The sequence below is a fragment of the Kluyvera intermedia genome (genome assembly GCF_034424175.1).
Taxonomy (GTDB): domain Bacteria; phylum Pseudomonadota; class Gammaproteobacteria; order Enterobacterales; family Enterobacteriaceae; genus Kluyvera; species Kluyvera intermedia.
In genome coordinates, this window is sequence record NZ_CP139986.1 from 1598243 (window position 1) to 1622824 (window position 24582).

General features: G+C 53.8%; 16 protein-coding genes. 7 read left to right on the plus strand and 9 right to left on the minus strand.

Features of this window, described 5'->3' with window-relative positions; all coding sequences use genetic code 11:
- Positions 1–13: 13 nt before the first annotated feature.
- From menB to U0026_RS07740, 5 genes are all read left to right on the plus strand, one after another.
- On the plus strand, positions 14–871 hold the full coding sequence (menB, locus tag U0026_RS07720) for a 1,4-dihydroxy-2-naphthoyl-CoA synthase (protein ID WP_062772523.1): 858 nt from the start codon (positions 14–16) through the stop codon (positions 869–871).
- Positions 871–1836 (plus strand): o-succinylbenzoate synthase, encoded by a 966-nt coding sequence (gene menC, locus U0026_RS07725; protein WP_062772520.1) that lies wholly within the window; start codon positions 871–873, stop codon positions 1834–1836. Before menB ends, menC begins: the two co-directional genes overlap by 1 nt.
- Positions 1833–3194 (plus strand): o-succinylbenzoate--CoA ligase, encoded by a 1362-nt coding sequence (gene menE / locus U0026_RS07730; protein WP_062772517.1) that lies wholly within the window; start codon positions 1833–1835, stop codon positions 3192–3194. Before menC ends, menE begins: the two co-directional genes overlap by 4 nt.
- 175 nt (positions 3195–3369) lie before the next feature.
- Positions 3370–3912, plus strand: coding sequence for a YfaZ family outer membrane protein (locus tag U0026_RS07735; protein WP_062772514.1), 543 nt, complete (start codon positions 3370–3372; stop codon positions 3910–3912).
- Positions 3913–4061: 149 nt separating this feature from the next.
- Positions 4062–5258: a nicotinamide mononucleotide deamidase-related protein YfaY gene (locus U0026_RS07740; protein WP_062772511.1), complete on the plus strand. Its 1197-nt coding sequence runs from the start codon at positions 4062–4064 to the stop codon at positions 5256–5258.
- Here the strand turns inward: U0026_RS07740 and glpC are convergent.
- The 7 genes from glpC to ubiG form a co-directional block, all read right to left on the minus strand.
- Positions 5230–6441, minus strand: coding sequence for an anaerobic glycerol-3-phosphate dehydrogenase subunit GlpC (glpC, locus tag U0026_RS07745; RefSeq protein ID WP_062772508.1), 1212 nt, complete (start codon positions 6439–6441; stop codon positions 5230–5232). The two genes, U0026_RS07740 and glpC, sit on opposite strands and share 29 nt — an antisense overlap.
- On the minus strand, positions 6438–7697 hold the full coding sequence (glpB, locus tag U0026_RS07750) for a glycerol-3-phosphate dehydrogenase subunit GlpB (RefSeq protein ID WP_062772505.1): 1260 nt from the start codon (positions 7695–7697) through the stop codon (positions 6438–6440). Before glpB ends, glpC begins: the two co-directional genes overlap by 4 nt.
- Positions 7684–9315 carry an anaerobic glycerol-3-phosphate dehydrogenase subunit A gene (gene glpA / locus U0026_RS07755; protein ID WP_062772502.1) on the minus strand — a complete coding sequence of 544 codons (1632 nt, stop codon included), beginning with the start codon at positions 9313–9315 and terminating at the stop codon, positions 7684–7686. Before glpA ends, glpB begins: the two co-directional genes overlap by 14 nt.
- Positions 9316–9598: 283 nt before the next feature.
- Positions 9599–9853, minus strand: coding sequence for a class I ribonucleotide reductase maintenance protein YfaE (gene yfaE / locus U0026_RS07760; protein ID WP_062772499.1), 255 nt, complete (start codon positions 9851–9853; stop codon positions 9599–9601).
- On the minus strand, positions 9853–10983 hold the full coding sequence (gene nrdB / locus U0026_RS07765) for a class Ia ribonucleoside-diphosphate reductase subunit beta (protein ID WP_062772496.1): 1131 nt from the start codon (positions 10981–10983) through the stop codon (positions 9853–9855). The genes yfaE and nrdB overlap by 1 nt, the downstream gene beginning before the upstream one ends.
- Positions 10984–11145: 162 nt before the next feature.
- Complete coding sequence (nrdA, locus tag U0026_RS07770; RefSeq protein WP_062772493.1) at positions 11146–13431, minus strand: class 1a ribonucleoside-diphosphate reductase subunit alpha; 2286 nt, start codon at positions 13429–13431, stop codon at positions 11146–11148.
- 464 nt (positions 13432–13895) lie between these two features.
- The gene (gene ubiG, locus U0026_RS07775) at positions 13896–14624 is read right to left on the minus strand and encodes a bifunctional 2-polyprenyl-6-hydroxyphenol methylase/3-demethylubiquinol 3-O-methyltransferase UbiG (protein WP_062772490.1); all 729 of its coding nucleotides are present in this window, start codon (positions 14622–14624) and stop codon (positions 13896–13898) included.
- Positions 14625–14783: 159 nt separating this feature from the next.
- On the opposite strand from ubiG, the gene gyrA reads away from it, so the two are divergent.
- Both gyrA and rcsC read left to right on the plus strand, forming a co-directional pair.
- On the plus strand, positions 14784–17420 hold the full coding sequence (gene gyrA, locus U0026_RS07780; protein ID WP_062772487.1) for a DNA topoisomerase (ATP-hydrolyzing) subunit A: 2637 nt from the start codon (positions 14784–14786) through the stop codon (positions 17418–17420).
- 171 nt (positions 17421–17591) lie between these two features.
- Positions 17592–20438 carry a two-component system sensor histidine kinase RcsC gene (gene rcsC / locus U0026_RS07785; protein ID WP_062772485.1) on the plus strand — a complete coding sequence of 949 codons (2847 nt, stop codon included), beginning with the start codon at positions 17592–17594 and terminating at the stop codon, positions 20436–20438.
- Positions 20439–20603: 165 nt separating this feature from the next.
- On the opposite strand, the gene rcsB is transcribed toward rcsC, so the two are convergent.
- Positions 20604–21254, minus strand: coding sequence for a response regulator transcription factor RcsB (gene rcsB, locus U0026_RS07790; RefSeq protein WP_062772482.1), 651 nt, complete (start codon positions 21252–21254; stop codon positions 20604–20606).
- Positions 21255–21269: 15 nt separating this feature from the next.
- Positions 21270–23945, minus strand: a complete 2676-nt coding sequence (gene rcsD, locus U0026_RS07795) for a phosphotransferase RcsD (RefSeq protein ID WP_062772479.1) — start codon at positions 23943–23945, stop codon at positions 21270–21272.
- Between the last annotated feature and the right edge of the window lie 637 nt (positions 23946–24582).

The window sequence follows — 24582 nt, forward strand, 5'->3', positions numbered from 1 at the left end:
AATAGGACACGTTATGATTTATCCTGATGAAGCTATGCTGTACGCCGCTGCCGAGTGGCACGATTGTTCTGAAGGTTTTACCGATATCCTTTATGAAAAATCCGCAGACGGCATTGCCAAAATTACCATTAACCGCCCGCAGGTGCGCAACGCGTTCCGTCCGCTGACGGTCAAAGAGATGATCCAGGCGATGAATGATGCACGCTATGACGACAACGTCGGCGTGATTATCTTAACCGGTGCTGGCGACAAAGCCTTCTGCGCCGGCGGCGATCAGAAAGTTCGCGGTGACTACGGCGGATACCAGGACGACAGCGGCGTTCATCACCTGAACGTGCTGGATTTCCAGCGCCAGATCCGCACCTGTCCAAAACCGGTTGTTGCTATGGTGGCGGGTTTCTCCATCGGCGGCGGCCACGTGCTGCACATGATGTGTGACCTGACCATTTCGGCAGACAATGCCATCTTCGGTCAGACTGGCCCGAAAGTCGGCTCATTTGACGGCGGCTGGGGCGCATCTTACATGGCGCGTATCGTCGGTCAGAAAAAAGCGCGTGAAATCTGGTTCCTGTGCCGCCAGTACGACGCCAAAGCCGCGCTGGATATGGGCCTCGTTAACACCGTGGTTCCACTGGCAGATCTGGAAAAAGAGACCGTGCGCTGGTGTCGTGAAATGCTGCAAAACAGCCCAATGGCGCTGCGCTGCCTGAAAGCGGCACTGAACGCCGACTGTGATGGTCAGGCGGGTCTGCAGGAGCTGGCGGGTAATGCCACCATGCTGTTCTACATGACCGAAGAAGGCCAGGAAGGGCGCAACGCGTTTAACCAGAAGCGTCAGCCTGACTTCAGCAAATTCAAACGGAATCCGTAATGCGTAGTGCGCAGGTTTACCGCTGGCAGATCCCGATGGACGCGGGTGTAGTTCTGCGTGAACGGCGGCTGAAAACCCGCGACGGGTTATTCGTCTACTTGCGTGACGGCGAACGTGATGGGTGGGGAGAAATCTCCCCCCTGCCGGGATTCAGCCAGGAAACGCTGGACGACGCCCAATCGGCGCTGCTTGCCTGGGTGACGGCCTGGCGGCAGGGTGAAAATGCGCCCTTGCCCGACGTTCCTTCCGTGGCCTTCGGGGTTAGCTGTGCGCTGGCGGAGTTGAACGATGAGCTGCCGCTGGCGGCTGACTATCGTGCGTCACCGTTGTGTACCGGCGACCCGGATGAACTGGTGGTTAAGCTGGCTGAAATGTCCGGTGAGAAAGTGGCCAAAGTGAAGGTCGGACTGTATGAGGCGGTACGCGACGGCATGGTGGTTAACCTGCTGCTGGAAGCGATCCCTGACTTGACCTTACGTCTGGACGCTAATCGCGCCTGGACACCGCTGAAAGCTCAGCAGTTCGCCAAATACGTTAACCCGAACTACCGCTCCCGCATCGCTTTCCTTGAAGAACCGTGCAAAACCCGCGATGACTCGCGCGCCTTTGCCCGCGAAACCGGGATTGCGATTGCTTGGGATGAAAGCCTGCGCGAAGCTGATTTTCGTTTTGAAGCCGAACCCGGACTGCGTGCGGTGGTGATTAAGCCAACGCTGACCGGTAGTCTGGCACAGGTTAAAGAGCAGGTGGCTGCCGCGCATGCGCTTGGCCTGACGGCGGTCATTAGCTCCTCGCTGGAGTCGAGTCTCGGCTTAACTCAACTGGCGCGCATTGCCGCCTGGCTGACGCCGCAAACGCTACCCGGCCTGGATACGCTCAATCTGATGCAGACACAGCTCATTCGCTGCTGGCCTGAAAGCGCGCTGCCGTGCGGTGCGATTGAGGATATGGAGCCGCTGCTGTGATGTTCGCCACCTGGCCGTGGCGGCACTGGCGTACGCAACGTGGCGACGCACCAGCGTTACGTCTCGATGATGAAACGCTAAGTTGGTCGACGCTCTGTCAGCGTATCGACCAGTTCGCCGCCGGTTTTCAGGCGCAGGGCGTCAACGTCGGTGACGGCGTGGCGCTTTGTGCTCGTAACCAACCTGATGCGGTGCTGGCCTGGCTAGCGCTGCTACAGTGCGGTGCGCGAATTTTACCGTTGAATCCCCGTTTGCCTTCATCGCTGGTTTGCGAACTGTTGCCGGGATTAACCTTGCATCACATCCTGAATCTGGAGAACGGCGAGCACTACAGCCTCGCACCGCTGCGCTGTTTCGCTACCACCGGGTATACCGACGTGGATTGGCAGGCGCAACGCTTTGCCTCTATGACGCTTACCTCTGGTTCAACAGGATTGCCAAAAGCGGCCGTACACACCTGTGCGGCGCATCTGGCGAGCGCTGAGGGCGTATTAAGCCTGATGCCGTTTAGCGAAAGCGACAGCTGGCTGCTGTCTCTACCGCTGTTTCATGTTTCGGGGCAGGGTATTTTCTGGCGCTGGCTGTTAGCCGGTGGGCAGATGGTGATTAGCGAAAAACCGTTGCTACAAGCGTTAAGCGGCTGCTCCCACGCGTCGCTGGTGCCGACGCAGCTCTGGCGTCTTCTGAATGATAACCAACCGTTAACCCTGAAAGCGGTGCTACTTGGCGGTGCGGCGATCCCTGCGGCGCTTACCGAGCAGGCAGCACAACAGGGCATTCGCACTTTCTGTGGCTACGGTCTCACCGAGTTTGCCTCCACCGTCTGCGCGCGCGAATCCAACGGTGGCGATGATGTTGGCACGCCGCTGCCCGGCCGCGAACTGCGACTGGTTGATGGTGAAATCTGGCTGCGTGCCACCAGCATGGCAGCAGGTTACTGGCGTAATGGCGCGCTTATACCGCTGGTGAATGATGAAGGTTGGTTTGCCACCCGCGATCGCGGAGAGATGCATCACGGTAACCTACGGGTCATCGGCCGTCTTGATAACCTCTTTTTCAGCGGTGGTGAAGGTATCCAGCCGGAAGAGGTGGAGCGAGTGATTGCCCGGCACCCGGCGGTCACACAGGTCTTTATTGTTCCAGTGGATGATATTGAGTTTGGTCAGCGACCGGTGGCGGTTGTTGATGCCGAGTCGCCGCTGAATTTTTCTGAACTGTCTGCGTGGGTGAAGGATAAACTGGCTGGCTTCCAGCAACCTTGCCGCTGGTTGTTATTACCTGAAGAAATGAAAGGAACGGGGATCAAGGTATCTCGTCACCAGCTTGCATTGTGGGTTAATGCACATAAGACGTTATGAATAATATCTATTCTGGATTCCTTAATTAGTAATTATCATTATTGTGAATGAATTGGTCGTAATTCGTTACAATCCGAATGGTTATTAGTCGTTTAGCACATTGAATCCGCCGTGTATCGCAGTACAATTCAGCGGATTATTTGGGTTGTTTTTGCATTTGCGTGAAAGGATTAAAATGAAGAAGAGCGTGTTATTTAGCCTCGTGGGCTTGATGTTTGTCTCGGCGTCAGCGAGTGCAATTAGCTTCAACGGCCAGGCAGGTAAAGATTATACCAATCTGGGCTTTGGTATGGGCACTGAAACATCGGGCCTTGCGTTAACCGGTAACTGGACGCACAACGACGACGACGGCGATGTTGCAGGCTTGGGTCTGGGGCTGAATATTCCGCTGGGGCCATTCCTGGCTACAGTCGGCGGTAAAGCCATTTATACCGACCCGCAAGACGGTGATTCTGGCTACGCGGCGGCAGTGGGCGGCGGTCTGCAGTGGAAAATCGGCGACAGCCTGCGCCTGTTTGGTGAGTACTACTACTCTCCAGATTCACTCTCCAGCGGCATCGACAGCTACACCGAAGCCAATGCGGGTGCGCGTTTCACCCTGATGCGTCCTATCAGCATTGAAGCGGGCTATCGTTACCTGAATCTTGCGGGTAAAGACGGTAACCGTGACAACGCCGTGGCTGATGGCCCGTATGTTGGTGTGAGCGCCGCGTTCTAATAATTGCCTTCCGGCGCAGCACAACGCTGCGCCTGTTCGTCACTTCTGTTACTCCCTTCAGTTGTTTACCGCAATAACCCCTATGAGCCAGGTTATTAATTTCTCACCATACGTTATAGTAAACCGTTCTCTTTTTACTGGAGTAAGTGATGATAACGGTAGAGATGCTGTCCACGGGTGACGAAGTCTTATCGGGACAGATTGTCGATACGAATGCGGCCTGGCTTGCGGACTTTTGTTTCCAGCAGGGTATTCCGCTCACGCGACGTAACACCGTGGGTGATAACCTCGATTCCCTGGTCGCTATCCTTCGTGAGCGCAGCACGCAGGCAGATGTATTAATCGTCAACGGCGGCCTGGGGCCAACAAGCGATGATCTCAGCGCACTGGCGGCAGCGACGGCGAAAGGCGAATCGCTAATTTTGCATGAAGAGTGGCTGGCAAGCATGGAGCGCTTCTTTACCGAGCGTGGCCGCGTGATGGCGCCGAGCAACCGCAAGCAGGCGGAAATTCCCGCTAGCGCTGAGCTAATTGATAATCCCGTCGGCACCGCCTGCGGTTTTGCGGTGAAGCTCAATCGCTGTCTGATGTTTTTCACCCCCGGCGTACCGTCTGAATTCAAAGTGATGGTGGAAAAAGAAATTCTGCCGCGTATTCGCCAGCGTTATCCGGTGGGCGAGCCGCCAATCTGCCTGCGTTTGACGACCTTTGGCCGTTCCGAAAGCGATCTTGCCCAGAGTCTTCAACATCTCGATTTACCGCCGGGCGTTACCATGGGGTATCGCTCTTCCATGCCGATTATCGAGCTTAAGCTGACCGGGCCTGCGGAACACCGTGATGCCATGCTGGCGCTATGGCCGGAAGTGCAGAAAGTCGCGGGTGAAAGTCTGATTTTTGAAGGCACTGAAGGGCTGCCCGCGCAGATAGCGCGCGTGCTGAAAGAAAAACAGTTGAGCCTGACCTTGAGTGAACAGTTCACCAGTGGTCTGCTGGCGCTACAGCTTTCTCGTGCCGCCGCGCCGCTGCTGGCCAGCGAAGTGGTGCCCGCGCAGGATGAGACCCTGGCGCAAACCGCGCGTTGGGCGGCGGAACGTCGGGTGAATCACTTTGCTGGATTGGCACTGGCGGTAAGTGGCCTGGAATCTGAGCACATCAACATCGCGCTCTCCACGCCTGAGCAGACATACGCATTGCAGCTGAAGTTTAGCAACACGCGCCACAGTTTGGTTGTGCGTCAGGAAGTGTGCGCGATGATGGCATTAAATATGCTGCGTCGCTGGCTGCACGGCCGCCCGGTTGCCAGCGAACACGGCTGGATTAACGTCGTGGATTCGTTGGTGTTATAAGCGCCTGCGCCAACAGGGAGATGGGGTGTTCACAGTGCTTGCTGGTGGACATCTCTATCTGCCATTTACAGGTTTCACAATCCGTAATCACCAGGTCCGCGCCGCTGGCTTCAATCTGCGCAAACAGCGGAGCACCTATCGCCTGTGACGTCGGATAGTTCTCGCTTTTAAAGCCGTAAGTGCCGGCAATGCCGCAACAGTTTGACTCTAGCACCTGCAATTCCAGTCCCGGTATTTTGCGCAGTAACTCCAGCGTATACAGCGACCAGCCCATTTTCTCCATGTGGCACGGCGTGTGATAAACCACTTTCAGCGGGAGAGGGTTTAATGCAAGCTCCGCACCAGCGTCCAGCTTGCGCCACAGCCAACGGGTGGCGAGCTCGATGCTGTCACGTAGGTTATGGTTATCCACCTCCAGCAGATGCGGGTATTCATCACGTAGCGTAAAGGTGCAGGTGGAGGACGTTGCCAGTACAGGGATGCCTTTATCGACAATGGCCTCGCGCAGCGATGTCACATTGCTTTGCGCTTGACGTTGCGCTTTGTCGAAGAAACCGTTAGCAATCAGCGGTACGCCGCAGCACTTCTCTTTACTCAACAATTGCACGCCCACGCCCAGTGCATTCATCACGCTAATCAGGTCTAGCCCAAGCTGTGGATGGTTGTAGTTCACATAGCAACCGTGGAAAAACGCCACCTGTTCGGCAAACTGCGCCTGGCGCGCGGCAATACGCTGATAGCGGCGGCGGAAAGTACCCCACGAATATTTGGGTAGGCTCCGGCGGTGGTCTATTTTCAGCGAGGCATCCAGCAGCTGGCGGACGGGTTTTAGACCGGTAGCTGCGTTGACGACAGGGGCAAACGGTGTGGACAGCGTGCCCATCAAATCCGTATGGCTAAGAATCGCGTCGCGTAGCCCCGGTTTTGCCTGACTGTAGTCGGCACGGGCGCGCTGGATGATATCGCCAATTTTGACATCGGACGGGCAGGCCACTTCGCAGCGCTTGCAGTTAATGCAGTATTTTAGCGCTTCATCGTACAGCCCGCTGTCTTTACGTCTGAGGCGTTCACCGTCCGGCCCGGCCTGCTTCGGCCCCGGATAGCGAGGGTTCACGCGGCTGACCGGGCAGACGGTGGTGCAGACGGTGCATTTTATGCAATTTTCAAAACTTTGCTGGCTCATGCCTGGCCTCCCGTTAACGCGATAATTTGCTGCGCGGCATGCAGGGCGGTAACAGCACACACTCCGCCGCCACAGCCCTCGGCAATAGGGTCAAAACCGCCAAGCACCGAGCCTACGGCAAACAAATTGTTCAGCGTCTCGCCGTGTAGCGTGGGGTGCAGATGGTTATCCACGATAACCCCCGATCGCTGCCACGGCTGCGAGGCAAAGAAATCCTCGCGATACCACTGGGCGCGCGGTGAAGGGGAGAGAATATCCAGTCCCAGAATCGATTCACGGATGCTGTTACGCCCCGCGGTCAGGCCGTTGCTAAAGAAGCTGCCGCTGGCAAGCACGGCAAAACGTGGACGCAGCGGGATATCGCCGTGATTGCGCGTCCAGATTTCGCGAATTTCACCCTCAGCGTGGCTGATGCGAACCACTTTATCGCCATTCATCCAGGTACCGCCTTGCGCGATAAACTGCCGCTGTAGCGCGGAATGCAGGCGCATTCCCGGAACAGACGGCGGCAGCGTGGGGAGCAAATACAGCGGGCAAGGCAGGCGAGCGTTCAACCAGTCAAGCAGGGTGTTATCACGAAGACCAAAGCAGGCGGGCATCATCAGGGCATCATAACCGCCACACAGCGGCAGCAGCGCCTGGCACAGCGGCTGCCACAATGCTTGTTCATCAAGGACTCGGGCAATGTTTACCGCACGGAATTCGGTGGCGTTGTCGCGCAATGCGTCCAGTTCCGGCAGGTCAATTTCTGCGGTGTCGACACTGAGCCCTTGCTGTTGCAGTTCTCCGGCCACCAGATGCGGCTGGAAGTCGAGAAAACCGCTAATACCGACCACGCGGATACGTCCTTCACTTAGCGGTGCAACCGGCACTTCGGTTGGGCTTAGCCAGGCCGCGCGCAGCGTACCCAGCGGTGTGACGCGTTGATGTGATTGTGCGAGGTCACCCTGCATTGGAATGCCGCATTCCGCGAGCAGAAGCTCCGTCTGGCGGGCGTAATTCAGGACGTTATCGGCACCGATTCGGGAATAGGGGTGATCGGGCGATTGCGCCGACAGTTCAGCAAGCCCGTGTGCGGTGTCACTAACCGGTTGTCCATCAGGCAAGGCGCTCAGCAGATCCAGCGAGCCGGAAGAGAAGTGCAGCGCACTCTGACCCTGGCTGACGATGGCGCAGCGCAGCCCCGCTTTTTGCAACTGTATCCCGCACAGCAAACCCGCCAGGCCGCCGCCAACGATAACGCTATCGAATTTCATCTTCAGGCTCCTTGTGTAAACCGCACAATCCTTGATACACCCAACGCGTCAGTTCGCTCTCGCGCAGTGCATCACCCCAGGCGATAGGCTGCACGCCTTTCCAGCGTTCGTTGAGGAAATCGGAAAGCTGGGCCAACGTTTGTGTGGAGGTGGTAACGTTAAAGCGTTGCAGCAAGCCGCTAGCACGACAGGCGCACAGCTCGCCCTGACAAGTTCCCATGCCCACGCGCGTACGACGACGTAAATCCAGCAGGTTATTCACCGCCAGATTGTCCACGGCATACTGTACTTCGCCCGCGGTCACGGCTTCGCATTCGCAGACTACGCTGCGGTGCAGGCGGCTGTTACCCAGCCATGTTGGCGTGCGGTCGCCGTGACGATAGACGGCAGAGCCGCGCAGCGGAGTGGGCAGGGAAATCATCCGCTGGAGGGTTTTCTCAGTTGGCTCCTGTGAGCCGGGAAGCGGTATCTCGGCGGTTGTGCAGCGGCGAGCGTGGTTTAGTTTGCGGCAGATGGCGTCGGTCGCCCATTCGGCCATCAGACGATAGGTCATTAACTTACCGCCGGTAATGGTGATAAAGCCTTCCAGACCGTCACGCTCAGCGTGATCGAGCAGGACGATGCCCCGGCTGACGCTGCGCCCGCTGGGATCGTTGTCGTTCGCAACCAGCGGGCGCACGCCGCAGTAAGCACGTAAAATACGGGTGCTCGCCATGCGCGGTGCCAATTTTTCCCCTTCGCGTAGCAGGATATCAACTTCATCGGCGGTCACGCGGCAGCGGTCAATATCGTCGTAATCAATGTGCGTTGACGTGGTGCCAATCAGTGAAATTGTGTCGCCGGGTACCAGAATATCCGCATCCGCTGGCGGGCGGCAGCGGTTGATCACGTGTTGGTTGATGCGGCTTTCGAAAATCAGCAACGAACCTTTTGCCGGGAACATGCGAATTTTAAGGTCGGCATATTCGGCAATACGCTGCCCCCAGATCCCGGCGGCATTGACCACCACCGGTGCATACAATTCGCTTTTTTCATGGGTGGCGTGGTGGTATAGCGCAACGCCTTGTATCCGGTCGCCCTGGCGGATAAGACCGGTGACTTCATGGCCGGTGAGAATGGTCGCGCCATGTTCGCGGGCGTCAAGCATATTGGCGGCGGTCAGGCGGAAAGGATCCACGGTGCCGTCCGGTACGCGAACGGCACCGATTATCCCAGGGTTAACTGCGGGTTCGAGGCGTCTTGCCTGCGCGGGGTCAATCGCTTCGGCCTCAATGCCTGCGGCGAGACAAGCCGTGATAAAGGTTTGCTGGTAGGTCAGCGCATCTTCCGGCAGCGTGATAAATAGGCCGCTGGTGGGTTCAATGCAGTGGCGAGCAATACGCCTTAGGATCTGATTCTCACTGATGCATTCGCGAGCGGATTCGCTGTCGGTCACCGCGTAGCGCGCGCCGCTGTGCAGCAGCCCATGATTGCGTCCGGTGGCACCGGTGGCGATATCAAAACGTTCAACCAATACCACTTTCAGGCCACGTAGCGCGCAGTCGCGGGCGATCCCGGCTCCGGTGGCACCGCCGCCGATGATAATGGCGTCATATTCCTGTACAGGGGCGCGATTCATACGTTGTCCTTACTGTTCGCTTTGCAAACAGTAAGTCACATTTATTGGTTGAATTGTTTGATATCGAACATAAACGAGCATTAATCGAAAGTCTGTCAGCGCGTTTTGTGCAGAAGGTCGACTTTTGCGAGGGGCAGATTGAGTCAGCGAGTGGAGGCCAGTGTGCAGGGCGAGATAGCGTTGTAATGAAGCGATGGTGGGGATGTTGGGTAACGCCAGGGGGCGGTGCCGGCGCGTTAGCTGTTGCGAAGTGTACTGAGAGCCTATCGGAATAGGCTCTACCTTACATCTCTATTTCAATGTCACCTTTTGCCCTGCAACAGCAGGGCAAAATTTCGTCCGGCTGTATAAAGGCCAACGGCTTGGTTAACCAGTCAACCTGACCTGAGACCAGCCGTGTGCGGCAGGAGCCGCAGTAGCCTTCACGGCACTGGTATTCCACCTCAACATGATGAGATTCCAGTGCCGCCAGCAGCGACGGGTGTTCATCCTGACACTGCAAGCGGGTGCCAGAGATGCGCAGAAAAACGCGGCTCATTAGAGCTGGAAGTCGCTGAGATCGTCAGTATTCACTTCCGAGTCAATCTGTCCGACCAGGTACGAGCTGACTTCCACTTCCTGCGGTGCAACCTGCACGTTATCGGACACCAACCAGGTGTTGATCCACGGAATTGGGTTCGAGCGCGTCTGGAATGGCAGATCCAGGCCAACTGCCTGCATACGGATGTTGGTGATGTACTCAACGTACTGGCACAGAATGTCTTTGTTCAGGCCAATCATTGAGCCGTCGCGGAACAGATAGTCTGCCCACTCTTTTTCCTGCACCGCCGCCTGGACAAACAGGTCGTAGCATTCTTGCTTACACTCTTCTGCAATTTCTGCCATTTCCGGATCATCCACGCCGCTACGCAGCAGGTTCAGCATATGCTGGGTACCGGTCAAGTGCAGCGCTTCGTCACGGGCGATCAGACGAATGATTTTGGCGTTGCCTTCCATCAGTTCGCGCTCAGCGAAGGCGAAGGAGCAGGCGAAGCTGACGTAGAAGCGAATCGCTTCCAGCGCGTTCACGCTCATCAGACACACGTAGAGTTTTTTCTTCAGCTCACGCAGGTTCACGGTGACGGTTTTCCCGTTCACAGTGTGCGAACCTTCACCAAGCAGATGCCAGTAGCTGGTCATCTCGATAAGCTCATCGTAATAACCAGCGATCCCTTCCGCACGTTTTTGGATCTGTTCGTTGGTGACGATGTCGTCAAACACAATCGCCGGATCGTTAACGATATTACGGATGATATGGGTATAAGAACGCGAGTGGATCGTTTCAGAGAACGCCCATGTTTCAACCCAGGTTTCCAGCTCCGGAATGGAGATCAGCGGCAGCAGCGCCACGTTCGGGCTACGGCCCTGGATAGAGTCCAACAGCGTCTGATATTTCAGGTTGCTGATGAAAATATGTTTTTCGTGTTCTGGCAGCGCCTGATAGTCGATACGGTCGCGGGACACGTCAACTTCTTCCGGACGCCAGAAGAAGGAGAGCTGCTTTTCGATAAGCTTCTCAAAGATGTCATATTTTTGCTGGTCGTAGCGTGCCACGTTGACCGGCTGGCCAAAGAACATCGGCTCTTTGAGCTGATCGTTTTTCGTCTGTGAAAAAGTGGTGTATGCCATTGATGTCAATCCTGTCTGGAGAGTAATGCCGGATGGCGTTTACTTACCTGCTTACAATATCATCGCAAATAAATCCGCATTCTGGGTAAGGTTTTTTGCATCACTATCCAGACATGACGGAAATCAAAGGCCGGGCAGCGCAGCGCTGCCCGGCAATACTTTTTAGATCTTACATGCGCCGCTTTCACAGCCGTCGTCCTGAATAGACGCTACCATGTCATCCTGCGCATCTTCGGCACCGTCACGGGTGTTTTGATAGTACAGAGTCTTCACGCCAAATTTGTAGGCGGTGAGCAAGTCTTTCAGCAGTTGCTGCATTGGCACTTTGCCTGACGCGAAACGCGTTGGGTCATAGTTGGTGTTGGCCGAAATAGACTGGTCGATAAACTTCTGCATTACGCCAACCAGTTGCAGGTAGCCGTCGTTATTCGGCATTTCCCACAGCAGTTCGTAGGCGTTTTTCAGGTGTTCGTAGTCCGGTACAACCTGACGCAGGATACCGTCTTTCGACGCTTTGATGCTCACGTAGCCGCGCGGTGGTTCAATACCGTTGGTGGCGTTAGAGATCTGCGAAGAGGTCTCGGACGGCATCAATGCAGACAGGGTAGAGTTACGCAGGCCGTGGGTCTTAATCGACTCACGAAGCGCTTCCCAATCCAGGTGCAGCGGTTCGCTGGTAATTGCATCCAGGTCTTTTTTGTAGGTATCGATTGGCAAAATACCCTGAGAGTAAGTGGTTTCATTGAACCACGGGCATGCGCCTTGCTCTTTTGCCAGTTCGTTAGACGCTTTCAGCAGGTAATACTGAATAGCTTCAAAGGTCTGGTGAGTCAGGTTGTTTGCGCTGCCGTCAGAGTAACGTTTGCCGTTTTTCGCCAGCCAGTAGGCGTAGTTAATGACGCCAATACCCAGCGTACGACGGCCCATTGCGCCACGCTGTGCCGCTTTAATTGGGTAGTCCTGGTAATCCAGCAGGGCATCCAGTGCACGCACTGCCAGTACTGCCAGCTCTTCGAGTTCGTCGAGGCTTTTGATGGCGCCAAGGTTGAATGCGGACAAGGTACACAGCGCGATTTCGCCGTTTTCGTCGTTCACGTCGTCCAGTGGTTTGGTCGGCAGAGCGATTTCCAGACACAGGTTCGACTGGCGCACCGGTGCGATGGTCGGGTCAAACGGGCTGTGGGTGTTGCAGTGGTCAACGTTCTGAATATAGATACGGCCGGTAGAAGCACGTTCCTGCATCATCAGTGAGAACAGCTCAACCGCTTTCACACGCTGCTTACGAATGCTGTCGTCGTTTTCGTACTGAGTGTACAGGCGTTCGAATTCGTCCTGATCGGCGAAGAACGCATCGTACAGACCCGGGACGTCGGACGGGCTGAACAGGGTGATGTCGCCGCCTTTCAGCAAGCGGGTGTACATCAGCTTGTTGATCTGCACGCCATAGTCCATGTGACGTACGCGGTTGCCTTCAACGCCGCGGTTGTTTTTCAGAACCAGCAGGCTTTCAACTTCCAGGTGCCACATTGGGTAGAACAGCGTTGCAGCTCCGCCACGCACACCGCCCTGAGAGCAGGATTTCACTGCGGTCTGGAAGTGTTTATAGAACGGGATACAGCCGGTGTGGAACGCTTCACCGCCGCGAATTGGGCTACCCAGCGCACGAATACGACCCGCGTTGATACCGATACCGGCGCGCTGGGAAACGTATTTAACAATCGCGCTGGAGGTGGCGTTGATGGAGTCGAGGCTGTCGCCGCACTCAATCAGTACGCAAGAACTGAACTGGCGAGTCGGGGTACGCACGCCGGACATAATTGGCGTTGGCAGAGAAATCTTGAACGTCGACACCGCGTCGTAGAAACGCTTAACGTATTGCAGACGGGTTTCACGCGGGTAGTTCGAGAACAGGCAAGCTGCTACCAGAATATAGAGGAACTGGGCGCTTTCGTAAATTTCACCGGTGACGCGGTTCTGCACTAGATATTTGCCTTCCAGCTGCTTAACGGCTGCGTAAGAGAAGGTCATGTCACGGTCGTGCGAAATAAACGAGTCCATCTGCTTGAACTCTTCTTCCGTATAGTCTTCCAGCAGATGATTGTCGTATTTCCCCAGATTTACCATGTGCTTAACATGGTCGAACAGGGCCGGTGGCTCGAACTGGCCGTAGGCTTTTTTACGCAGGTGGAATACCGCCAGGCGCGCGGCCAGATACTGGTAATCGGGTGCGTCATGAGAGATCAGGTCTGCGGCGGCCTTAATAATGGTTTCATGAATGTCGGATGTCTTCATTCCATCATAGAACTGAATGTGTGAACGCAGCTCGACCTGAGAAATCGACACGTTTTGCAGCCCTTCCGCTGCCCAATCCAGCACGCGATGAATTTTGTCGAGGTTAATGCGTTCTGTACGACCGTCACGCTTCGTCACCAGCAGACTCTGATTCATGTGATATTTACCTGTCCGTGAAAAGGAAAATGTCCCCTGCTTATCCACAATCGCCGTTGTAGCAAAACCTGTGGATAAATACTATATGTAGGGGTTTGATGATTAATTAAACGCTATATGGTGAGTATTCTAGTCTGGATTCTTTTGAGTACAAGAGTTGATTTTGATGTTGAATTGAGGTTGTGAAAGGGTAAAAAACGCGAAGTCCACGGCGCGTAAGGGCTGGCGAGGATGTCAATAATTTGCAAAAAAAAATGAAAATTTGATCGAGTGCTGATTTCTTCGTCGAAGGTAGTTGTTGCGCAATATGACACAGCGCAAATATATCGTATTGATACTACCAATGATGAGTGGGTGATCTAAATGAAGCTGTTCGGCTTTCCCGGCGGCGCTGCGCTTGGCCGGGCTACATTTTGCCTGTAGCCAGGTAGCCCGGCCAAGCGCAGCGCCGCCGGGATGTGACGTTATTCAGCTTTAGCAGTAGTGTGCAGCATATAGTTAACATCCACGCCCGGTGCCAGCTTGAAACTGTTGGTCAGCGGATTGTAATGCAGGCCAATCATGTGGCGCTCTTTTAATACGGTCTGGTCAACCCAACCAAGCAGTTCGGCAGGCTTGATGAATTTCTTCACGTCGTGCGTGCCTTTTGGCACCATCCGCAGGATATATTCCGCACCGACCACCGCCATCAGCCAGGATTTGCCGTTACGGTTGAGGGTTGAAAAGAAAACTTGTCCGCCGGGTTTCACCAACTGTGCGCAGGCTTTTACCACCGATTGTGGATCTGGAACGTGTTCCAGCATTTCCATGCAGGTGACGACGTCGTATTGCCCGGCGTGCTTCGCGGCGTGTTCTTCGACGGTTTCTTGCACATACTCAACCGGAATACCGGTTTCCAGTGAGTGCAGTTTCGCAACCTGTAGCGGTTCAAAGCCCATATCCAGCCCGGTCACCGTCGCGCCTTCACGGGCCATACTCTCTGCCAGAATGCCGCCGCCGCAGCCGACATCAAGGATTTTCTTGCCGAACAGGCCACCCGAGCGCTCGGCAATGTAGCCAAGACGCAGGGGATTAATACGGTGTAGCGGCTTGAATTCACCTTCCAGATCCCACCAGCGTGACGCGACGGCCTCAAACTTGGCAATCTCTTCGTGGTCAACGTTGTGCGCAACCGCAGCTTTTTCGGCATTCATGGGTGTTCTTGCTCCTTATTTCGTTATTGCCAACGAGTATATCAGCACCACCGAGCGAATAAAGCGTCTGGCGGGTGTAATGGGTTTACCTGTCTTTACGCGAATGTGTTATAATTTGCGACCTTTGAATCCGGGATACAGTAGAGGGATAGCGGTTAGATGAGCGACCTTGCGAGAGAAATTACACCGGTCAACATCGAGGAAGAGTTAAAGAACTCTTATCTGGATTATGCCATGTCGGTCATTGTTGGCCGTGCGCTGCCGGATGTTCGAGATGGCCTGAAGCCGGTACACCGTCGCGTACTTTACGCCATGAACGTATTGGGCAATGACTGGAACAAAGCCTATAAAAAATCAGCCCGTGTCGTGGGTGACGTAATCGGTAAATATCACCCGCATGGTGATACCGCGGTTTACGACACTATCGTCCGTATGGCACAGCCGTTCTCGCTGCGCTACATGCTGGTGGATGGTCAGGGTAACTTCGGTTCTGTCGATGGCGACTCCGCCGCAGCGATGCGTTATACGGAAATCCGTATGTCGAAAATCGCCCATGAACTGATGGCCGATCTGGAAAAGGAAACGGTAGATTTCGTCGATAACTACGACGGTACCGAACGTATTCCAGACGTCATGCCGACCAAAATTCCTAACCTGCTGGTGAACGGTGCCTCTGGTATTGCCGTAGGTATGGCAACCAACATTCCACCGCATAACCTGACGGAAGTGATTAACGGCTGTCTGGCGTATGTCGACAACGAAGACATCAGCATTGAAGGGCTGATGGAACACATTCCGGGTCCGGACTTCCCAACTGCGGCGATCATCAACGGTCGTCGTGGTATTGAAGAAGCCTACCGTACCGGTCGCGGCAAAGTATACATTCGCGCCCGCGCGGAAGTAGAAGCTGACGCGAAAACCGGTCGTGAAACCATTATCGTGCACGAAATTCCTTATCAGGTGAACAAAGCGCGCCTGATCGAGAAAATCGCCGAGCTGGTTAAAGACAAACGTGTTGAAGGCATCAGCGCGCTGCGTGACGAGTCTGATAAAGACGGCATGCGTATCGTGATTGAAATCAAACGCGACGCGGTCGGGGAAGTGGTTCTGAACAACCTATACTCCCAGACTCAGCTGCAGGTTTCCTTCGGTATCAACATGGTCGCTCTGCACCATGGTCAGCCGAAGATCATGAACCTGAAAGACATTATCGCAGCCTTCGTCCGTCACCGTCGCGAAGTGGTGACACGCCGTACTATCTTTGAACTGCGTAAAGCCCGCGATCGTGCGCACATCTTAGAAGCACTGGCGATTGCGCTGGCGAACATCGACCCGATCATTGAACTGATCCGTCGTGCACCGACTCCTGCTGAAGCGAAAGCGGGTCTGGTTGCGCGTCCATGGGCGCTGGGCAACGTTTCTGCGATGCTGGAACGTGCCGGTGATGATGCTGCGCGTCCTGAGTGGCTGGAACCTGAATTCGGCGTGCGCGACGGTCAGTACTATCTGACTGAACAGCAAGCACAGGCTATCCTGGATCTGCGCTTGCAGAAACTGACCGGCCTTGAGCATGAAAAACTGCTCGACGAGTACAAAGAGCTGCTGGAACAAATTGCTGAACTGCTGCACATTCTGGGCAGTGCCGATCGCCTGATGGAAGTGATCCGTGAAGAGCTGGAACTGGTACGTGAACAGTTCGGTGACGCGCGTCGTACTGAAATCACCGCGAACAGCTCTGATATCAACATTGAAGATCTGATCAACCGCGAAGACGTGGTGGTCACTCTGTCCCATCAGGGCTATGTGAAATATCAGCCGCTTACCGACTACGAAGCACAGCGTCGTGGTGGTAAAGGCAAGTCAGCCGCACGTATTAAAGAAGAAGACTTTATCGACCGCCTGCTGGTGGCCAACACCCACGACACGATCCTGTGCTTCTCTAGCCGCGGTCGTCTGTACTGGATGAAAGTTTATCAGCTGCCGGAAGCAAGCCGTGGCGCGCGTGGACGTCCAATCGTCAACCTGCTGCCGCTGGAAGCTAACGAGCGTATCACCGCGATTCTGCCAGTACGCGAGTACGAAGAAGGCGTGAACGTCTTTATGGCGACCGCCAGCGGTACCGTGAAGAAAACGGCGCTGACCGAGTTCAGTCGTCCGCGTTCAGCCGGTATTATTGCGGTTAACCTGAACGAAGGCGATGAGCTGATTGGCGTCGATCTGACTTCCGGTTCTGACGAAGCGATGCTGTTCTCCGCCGCCGGTAAAGTGGTTCGCTTTAAAGAAGATGCCGTCCGTGCAATGGGTCGTACTGCGACCGGCGTACGTGGTATCAAGCTTGCGGGCGAAGACAAAGTTGTTTCGCTGATTATCCCACGTGGCGAAGGCGCTATCCTGACTGTGACGCAAAACGGTTATGGTAAACGTACCGCTGCTGAAGAGTATCCGACCAAGTCTCGTGCGACACAGGGCGTTATCTCGATCAAAGTGACCGAGCGTAATGGTTCTGTGGTCGGCGCCGTGCAGGTTACCGACACCGATCAGATTATGATGATCACCGATGCCGGTACGCTGGTGCGTACTCGCGTGTCGGAAGTTAGCATCGTTGGACGTAACACCCAGGGCGTTATCCTCATCCGTACTGCGGAAGACGAAAACGTAGTGGGTCTGCAACGTGTTGCTGAACCGGTGGATGACGAAGAGCTGGATGCTATCGACGGTAGCGCGGCGGAAGGTGATGATGACATCGCACCTGAAACCGAAAGCGATGATGAAGCTGCGGACGACGCAGACGAGTAATTCGTCGCGTTGTTAATAAAGGGTCGGTGAATACCGGCCCTTTTTTTATGTATCAGGCGTGAGTTTTCGGCACCATACCCCTCGCTTAGGCGACTCTCTGATTGCGGCAAAGAGCTTTTCCCGCTACCTTAACCACATCCTGTTAGCCCTTGACGGCAGAGTTTCTCCACTTTGAAATATCTAGTCTCCTTTCGCACCACGCTAAAAGTCTCACGTTACCTTTTTCGGGCGCTGGCCTTGCTGCTTTGGCTACTTATTGCGCTGATTTCAGGTTTCTATATCGTGAATGCCCTGCATCAGAAAGAGTCGGAAATCCGCCAGGAATTTAATCTCAATACCGATCAGGCGCAGCGTTACTTCCAGCGCACCTCCGATGTTATAAAAGAGCTGAAGTATATTGCGGAAAATCGACTCAATGTGCCAAACGGTGTATTGCCATTAGGTGCTACGCATGATAGCGCCGACATCCCGGACTTTGAGCCGCTTTTTGCTGACTCCGAGTGCGGCACTCTTGATACAACCTGGCGCGGCCCGCTGGAGTCCTTATCCTGGTTCTTGCGCTATTGGCGAGAAAACTTCTCCGCCGCCTACGATCTCAACCGTGTCTTTTTAATTGGCAGCGATAATCTCTGCATGGCCAACTTTGGTCTGCGTGAAATGCCGGTTGAGCGTGGTGAAGCGCTAAAAGCGCTACATGAGCGCATTATGGCCTATCGCAATGCGCCGCAGGATGAACGAGGTGGTAATCTGTTCTGGGTAGGTCAAGGGCCACGTCACAGCGTCGGCTATTTCTATGCGCTGACGCCAGTCTATCTGGCAAATCGCCTGCAGGCCTTGCTGGGTGTTGAACAGACCATCCGCGTAGAAAACTTTTTCACCCCTGGCAGCATACCGATGGGCGTGTCGATACTGGATGATAATGGCGAGACGTTAATCTCACTAGCGGGGCCTGATACCAAATTGCGTATTGGCACGCGCGCGTTGCAGGAGCGTTTGTGGTTTGGTTATACCGCAGGCTATCGCGAACTGGTTCTGAAGAAGACGCTCTCTCCCTCGTCGCTCAGCATTGCGTATTCCGTACCGCTGGATGCTGTGCTGGAGCGTATCCGCGTGCTGGTTTTGAATGCGCTGCTGTTAAACCTGTTGACAGGTATTGCGCTGTTTACCCTGGCGCGAATGTACGAGCGCCGTATCTTCCTGCCGGCCGAGTCTGATGCATTACGACTGGAAGAACATGAGCAGTTCAACCGGAAAATTGTCGCTTCTGCACCGGTTGGGATCTGTATTTTGCGCACGCAGGATGGCACCAATATTCTGAGCAATGAACTGGCGCATAACTATCTGAATATGCTGACGCATGAAGACCGTCAGCGATTGACGCAGATTATTTGCGGCCAGCAGGTTAACTTTGTCGATGTGCTGACCAGCAACAATACCAACCTGCAAATTAGCTTTGTGCATTCGCGCTATCGCAATGAAAACGTGGCGATCTGCGTCCTGGTAGACGTGAGTTCTCGCGTCAAAATGGAAGAATCCTTGCAGGAGATGGCGCAGGCGGCAGAGCAGGCGAGCCAGTCGAAGTCGATGTTCCTTGCGACCGTTAGCCACGAACTGCGTACACCGCTCTACGGCATCATTGGTAACCTCGATTTATTGCAAACCAAAGAGTTGCCGAAGGGCGTTGATCGTTTGGTTACGGCAATGAACAACTCATCCGCGCTGTTGCTGAAGATTATCAGCGATATTCTCGACTTCTCAAAGATTGAGTCCGAACAGCTCAAAATTGAACCGTGCGAGTTCTCGCCAAAAGAGGTGATGAACCATATCACCGCCAACTATTTGCCGCTGGTGGTGAGAAAACAGCTGGGAATGTACTGCTTTATCGAGCCTGACGTACCGGCACAGTTGATGGGGGACCCGATGCGTTTGCAGCAGGTGATCTCCAATATTCTGAGCAATGCTATCAAGTTTACCGACGTGGGGTGCATTGTGTTGCATCTCAAGCGGGAAGGGTATTACCTCAGCATCAGCATCCGTGATACCGGCGTGGGGATCCCGGCAAAAGAAGTTGTGCGCCTGTTCGACCCGTTCTTCCAGGTAGGAACCGGGGTGCAGCGTAATTTCCAGGGTACCGGGCTGGGGCTGGCGATTTGTGAAAAGCTGGTCAATATGATGGATGGCGATATCTCGGTCGAGACCGAGCCGGGGATGGGCAGCCAGTTCACCCTGCGTATTCCACTGTACGGTGAACAGGCTCAAACACCGCTAGCGATTGGCAGCCTGTCGACCATCCGCTGTTGGCTGGCGGTACGTAACGTGGCGCTATCCGATTTTATTCAGACCTTACTGGGCTACCACGGCCTGGATGTGCGCCTGTATCAGGGAGAAACGCCAGCGCCGGACGATCTGCTGATTACCGACGATGAACTGGTGTTGCCGTGGACGGGAAAAGCGTCAGTGACATTCTGTCGCCGCCATATTGGCATACCGCAGCAACGGTCACCGGGCGAGTGGGTGCACAGTATTGTGTCACCTCATGAGCTGATGACACTTTTGGGGCGTATTTACCGGGTTAAGTTTGAAACCGGCGATGTGGCTGAACTGCATTCGGCGCACGAGCAACCTGAAAAAAGTAATGACGATATGATGATCCTGGTGGTTGACGATCATCCAATCAACCGCCGTTTGCTGGCAGATCAGTTAGGATCGCTGGGTTATCAGTGTATGACCGCCAATGATGGGGTGGATGCGCTGAATGTGCTGAGCAAAAACCATATTGATATCGTACTGAGTGATGTGAATATGCCTAATATGGACGGTTATCGTCTGACTCAGCGGATTCGCCAGCTGGGGCTGACGTTGCCGGTGGTTGGGGTGACCGCCAATGCGCTGGCGGAAGAGAAGCAGCGCTGTCTGGAATCTGGTATGGATAGCTGCCTGTCCAAACCGGTGACGTTGGATGTTCTCAAGCAGACCTTAACGGTGTATGCGACGCGAGTACGTAAAGCACGGGAATAAGGGTGAAACCCCGGGGGCGGCGTGAACGCCTTGCCCGGGCTACATGTTAGAGCGGCGAGTACGTAAAGCGCGGAATAGTGGTTAAACCTCGGGGTCGGCACAAATGCCTTCCCCGAAGTAGCCCGGCCAAGCGAAGCGCCGCCGGGAATCGCACCAGATCCGACGTTAGTCTTTATCTGACGGAGAAAGGGTAACGGAAGAGAGGTAGTTCAGCAGGGCGATATCGTTCTCAACGCCCAGCTTCATCATCGCCGATTTCTTCTGACTACTGATGGTTTTAATGCTGCGGTTCAATTTCTTGGCGATTTCGGTCACCAGGAAACCTTCGGCGAACAGGCGCAATACTTCACTCTCTTTTGGTGACAGACGTTTATCACCATAACCACTCGCGCTGATTTTTTCCAGCAGGCGAGAGACGCTCTCAGGCGTAAACTTCTTGCCTTTTTGCAGTGCGGCCAGAGCTTTAGGCAAATCGGTCGGCGCACCCTGTTTCAGGACAATCCCTTCAATATCGAGATCCAACACGGCACTAAGAATCGCCGGGTTGTTGTTCATGGTGAGTACAATAATCGACAGCGCCGGGAAGTGGCGCTTAATGTACTTAATCAGTGTGATACCGTCGCCGTACTTGTCGCCAGGCATGGAGAGATCGGTTATCAACACGTGAGCATCAAGCTTCGGTAAATTGTTAATTAGCGCAGTGGAGTCTTCAAATTCGCCAACAACATTAACCCACTCAATCTGTTCCAGGGATTTACGGATCCCGAACAGCACAATCGGATGGTCATCGGCAATAATTACGTTCATATTGTTCATGTAAAGGCTACCTTGCTACAGCAAGCTCTTGACGTAGGTGTCAATGTCGCTGATGTATTTTTCTATGCCGGAAGCATCTTTCTCACGAATAAGATGTTCGAGCGTTTCACATAACTGCTTGCCAGGTACCAGATTTAGCATGGCAAACACCCCTTTCAGGCGGTGAGCTGTCTGCGCCAGCGCAGCAAAATCCTTCGCTGCGGATTCAGTATACAGCCTGCTAACATCTTCCGGTACCGTATCAACAAACAGAGAATAGTAGCCGCTGGCTTGAAGCTCGGCATTTTCATCGCTGCCAGGCAGCGAGTCGGTCACGTCTTCCTGCGCCAGCTGCTCTTCGATAAGTTGGAGTACGGCGTCCTGCATTGCGTTACTCATGTTAAAGTTCACACGCAGCTGACCCGGGCCAATTTTGCGTATCCCAGCCTCATCATCGCTTAAAAGCAAGCCTGAAGCAGTAAGATTAGACGGATTATCTGTTAAAAATAAGTCAAATTCTTGACTTGTTGCCCGCTCATCGGGGCTGATACAGGTCGCGCCCCAGCTTTCCATCTGTCGGGTGACGATATTTCGAATCTCATTTGAGGTGATATCGACCATCACCACAACATCATCTAATAACTGCTCTTCCTGCTCGGCATTCTCCTCACGTACCGCCATTTTGACATGTAACGTGTAGCGTGTGCCCAGTGATTCCCTTGGCTTAATATTGAGGTGCCCACCGAGCTTGCGCGCCAGCTGATCGCAAAGCCAGAAGGTGAGGGCGTTGGCTTTACCGTAACGATCGGACTGGGTGTCGTTGAGATAAGGGAAATGCAGATTATCGACTTCACCGTGAGACACACCGTTACCCGTATCGAGAATGCGGAAGGTCAGACGCTCCTCTGCGGATTCATCGACGTTCACTTCCAGAGTAATTTTGCCTATTTGCGTGGTCGTGACGGCGTACTGAATCAACAGCAACAGGATCCGCCGCAGGGCATCGCGGTCACCATAGCGTTGCTCTTTTGCTGGGACCTGGTTGTTAATCAGTAACTGGAGGCCCTTACGCTTAATCGATGGAAGAACCTCAGGCACGACTTCATCAATCAGCTCCTGCAATGAAAACTGGGTCGATGTGCCTTTCCAGCTGTCATTTTCCAGCATATTCGCGAGCTGAATTTCATCAACCAGACGTACCAGAAGATCCGCATGATTCGCCAGCTTCTGGCTCTCATCGGTATTGAGCGTCGTCGCCTCAGCGGCCAGTGCTTTGATCGGCTGTTTTAGCGTATCGCTAATATTTTGCATAAAGGCCGCACGGCCCTGCTGATTTTTCTCGTACAGCCGCTGGGCCTGCTTGAGTTTTTTATTGACCAGCACTTCCCGGTCCTGGTCGCGAATAATAAAGATTTGCGTGCGCGGAGAGACCTGACTTCTGAACTGACGGATTTCATACAGTTCATTATTAATGGTGGCCTGAATGACCCCCTGATGCTGATCCGCCATGCTGGTGATGTTTTGTAAGTTGAGATGTGGCAGCAGGTGATCGGCAATCTTATTGCTAATAAGGGTTCGATTCGACTCCTGATCGTGCACCAACAGCCCAAGCGGGAGCAAAGAGACGATCTCTTCATTGAGCACCCGCAACATGCGCAGTTCGTTATTAGTCCCGGATGACGGTGTCGTGTTCGTACTGCCGCGCGTCGGAAGATTGCGGAAAGTGGAGTAACCAAACAGTGCCAGCGCCAGCAGGCCAATATTCAGCAGCAGTGGCAGCATGATGTTCTGGAAGGTATCGAGCAGTAATGTGCCAAACGGCACCTGCCACACGAGTCGCATACCGGTGGTGTTGAGCGAGGAGGTAATTTCAATACGCGAGCTATTGAAATTTATCGCGACGCTATCGCCCGGATCTTTTTCCTGGCTACGCTGGGCATTTTGCGCGGGGTCCGCTTCAAGGCGGAAGCTATCCAGCGACATCGTCGGTGGGACGAGATCGTTAATGGGTAAGTCAAAGGCCACTACCGTTGCCAGATGACCTGGCTGATTAAAGGTGGTGCGCAGGGTGAAGTAACGGCCGTTTTGCCATGCCAGATGACGCAGTGAGGAGAACGTTTCACGCTCATCTAACGTATTCGCCTGTTGTAACATTTCAGCACGACGCGAATCGACGATACTGCCAACCGTTGACTCTTTAAAACCGGATGAAAGATCTTTTAAAGGTAGCGTGGAGATAAGGATAAGGCTGTTGTCCTGACCGTTTAGGTAGTACATCGACCACGGTACATTTTCAGCACCCCACAGCGTGTCCAGATAGTTTGACATACGCTGGGTAATATCAAGCGTGGCGCTATCATGCGAGCCGAAAATCAGTGCTTCCGTTTTACGACGAGGCTTCTCAAGGTAATAAACGTCTTGCTTGAGGCGAGTTTCTTGCAGCCCATCGGTTGGCGCTGCGTTACTGCTGGAGGCGGCGATATTGTCGTAAATTTGCCAGGTGGTGTAGCGCCAGGTATCAATACGCTTATGCACGGCATGCGTCATATCAACGACCTGGTAGCTCTTATCTTTTAGCCATGCATTAACGGCGCTTTGAATCATCACTCCCATGGTAACCAGCAGGACGATGATCATAAGAAGGAAGAAACGCGTAATGCTCCCGGGCAGGAGGGAGAATTTACTCGGGGTCATCTTGTCGGACTGGCTCATTGGCGTGTGTAACCCATCATAACGGCATCTGAATGAGGATATGCTCAAGCTTAAAGCGCATTGAGGCGTGAAACTTTGTTTTTGCTCTGCCTGGCAGTATATACAAAAAAACCAGCAAGATGCAGCACTGCGGCAAATTCGATGAGGGTGGAAGCAAACCTTAAACAGGATAAGTTGCGCTTTTATTATTAGGCAGCGAACAATCTCAATATTGGCTTCGAGTTGTACAATATAACAATGATTGTACAATTATCCAGCTAAATGCATTGAAAAATAGCACTAATAAACAAGACATTATTATTTTTGACAGGAGAAGGGCTATTACCAATGTATGCATAACGATTAATTAATAATCGTTATAATTTATGTTCGGTAGCACAAATTGAGGCGGGTTTCGTAAAGAAAGGTAAAAAAAACCGGATGCGAAGCATCCGGTAGAAATAGGGGTAAACAGACATTCAGAACTGAATGACGGTAATAAATAAAGTTAATGATGATAGCGGGAACTATTTTAGTTCTGTGTGAAAGTTTTGTTTTACCATTCAGTGCTAAACGCCTGGTGTTTTTTAACTCATTGATTTAGTGAATAAATATGATTCTCTTTTGATTATTGATGCTATTTTTCATCGCATTTTGT